This is a genomic window from Caballeronia sp., from assembly GCF_049581465.1.
Lineage (GTDB): Bacteria > Pseudomonadota > Gammaproteobacteria > Burkholderiales > Burkholderiaceae > Caballeronia.
The window spans coordinates 1-2,200 of the sequence record NZ_JBAUSA010001290.1 but is presented as its reverse complement, the minus strand read 5'-3'; the positions used below and the strand labels follow the sequence as shown (position 1 = coordinate 2,200).

Sequence of the window (2,200 nt, the reverse complement as noted above, 5' to 3'; positions counted from 1 at the left end):
CTAAAGAGGGCTTCGTACGGTTCGTGCCCGTCGCGCGGCATTGGATGCGACAGCTCTACGCGCAGGGGATTGAATTCAGGCTTGTAAAGCTGGCGCATGGCGAGTACGACAAAGCCCATCATTGCGTCCTGCGTCTCACCGCACACGGTAGCCAGCAACTTCACGCGTAACGAGACCTCGTCCTCCGATTCGCTTATTTCGATTTCGCAGGCCTGGGAAGCCAGCCTGAAAAAACGTTCCAGTCTTTGGCAAAATGCCATCAGGCTGGAGCTGGCCGCCAATGCGTAACCGAGCGCGTGCAGATTCGATATATGGATGAACTTCGCCACCGACAATCCAAAGTAGGTGTTATGAGTCACGTCCACACAAGCTTTATAGAGTTTGCCGACGGTGTCGACGGGTAGCCGGCACATCGGGTCATTTTTCAGCAGCGATGGCGCAATGCCAGCGGCGCGAAAGATGCGGTTGCTATCAACGCCGTGGTGCTCAAGTGCCTTGGCAATCGCTAGCGCATAACCGCTGATCGTCGTTCGGACGGAGTGGTCATCGGCCCGGGTATGAGTGGTTCTGTGCATGATCAGACGTCAAGTCGTCGCTTACCTCTATGGCCTGCCAGATGATCTGTCATCCGGTGCGCGGGTCGAATTCGGAATATTGATCGGCGTCAGATTTTGCGCATCGTATCACTAATGAATTGCTTTCTACTGCGGGTGTTTTCCAGCCCCTGCAAGAGATGCGTGCGCCGCTTTATTTCATGAATACCTGTCGGAAGCTTATAGGCCGAACCCGCGAGACAGCCGAATTGCCTTTAAAGACCGGTGCGGTCCAGACACGATTTATAGAATATCGCAGATATGTCGACGACCTCGCAGGCGCTCTACCGAGCGGCTCGCGCCACCGTTCAGTCAATGACAGGAAACCATGATGACAAGTAATATCAAGCCGACAACAACGAATTCGAGTTCCGCATCACCCGCTTTCGAAGGGGCCGATCCAGTCGAAAACCAAAGTCCTGCGGGCGTGGGTGAAACAGTTTCCCAGAGTTTGCCGTTTCCAAAAACGCCGACGGCCAGTGTCGCGGCACGGACGTTGGCTGAGTCGACGCATAAATGGCGCACCCAGGCGACGCATCTGCGAGCGGATGCCCCGAACGTACTCATCATCATGCTGGATGACGTTGGTTTTGCGCATGCGGATACTGTCGGCGGCGCAATCCATACGCCCACTCTCAGCCGTGTTGCGGACACCGGGGTGCGATATAACGCATTTCACACGACCGCGATCAGCTCGGCAACCCGCGCGTCCTTGTTGACGGGACGCAATCACCATCGTGTCGAGTCAGGCACCATCACCGAACTCGCCAGCGATTTTGACGGCTACACCGGCGAAATCCCCCAGACATCGGCGACCATTGCGGAAGTACTCAAGCACTACGGGTACAGCACGGCCGCATTCGGGAAGTGGCACAACACGCCTGCCCAGGATGTCAGCGCCGCGGGCCCGTTCGATCGCTGGCCGACGGGGTGCGGATTCGATCACTTCTACGGATTCATGGGGGCGGAGTCGTCGCAATATGAGCCCAACCTGTATCGCAATACGACGGCTGTCGAGCGGCCCGACGATCCTCAATATCATCTAAGCGAAGATCTGGCGACGCAGGCGACAAGCTGGCTGCGCCAGCAACATGCGTTGGCACCGGACAAGCCGTTCCTCATGTATTGGGCGCCTGGCGCGGTGCATGGTCCCCACCAGGTGTTCGGCGAATGGTCAGACAAGTACAGCGGAAAATTCGACGCCGGCTGGGATGTTTATCGTGAGGAGGCGTTTAAACGCCAGAAGGCATTGGGGTGGATTCCGTCCGACAGCAGGCTGACCCCGCGTCCCGAAACGATGCCAGCGTGGGACTCCCTCGGTCCGGACGAAAAGAAGTTTCAGGCGCGATTGATGGAAGTCTATGCCGGGTTCCTTGAGCATGCCGATACTCAGGCCGGTAAGGTCGTGGACGAGCTTGAACGTCTCGGCCTGCGTGACAACACGCTCATCTTTTACGTGTTGTCGGATAACGGCGCGTCTTCCGAAGGCTGGAGCGGGACCATCAACGAAATGCTGACCCTCAACGGGGTTCCAATGCCTTTCGCACAACAGATGAAGATACTCGAAGAACAGTATGGCGGCCTTGCGGCGCTGGGTGGCCCGAAGG

At 57.3% G+C, this 2,200-nt stretch carries 2 protein-coding genes; one reads left to right on the top strand and one right to left on the bottom strand.

The annotated features are described in order from the left end of the window. The coding region (locus WCA53_RS31325) for an AraC family transcriptional regulator ligand-binding domain-containing protein (protein WP_423920752.1) at window positions 1-575 on the bottom strand (575 nt) is incomplete at its 3' end. Window positions 576-921: 346 nt separating this feature from the next. Between WCA53_RS31325 and WCA53_RS31320 the strand changes: the two genes are divergently transcribed. Next, on the top strand, window positions 922-2,200 hold a 1,279-nt coding region (locus tag WCA53_RS31320; protein ID WP_423920747.1), incomplete at its 3' end, for a sulfatase-like hydrolase/transferase.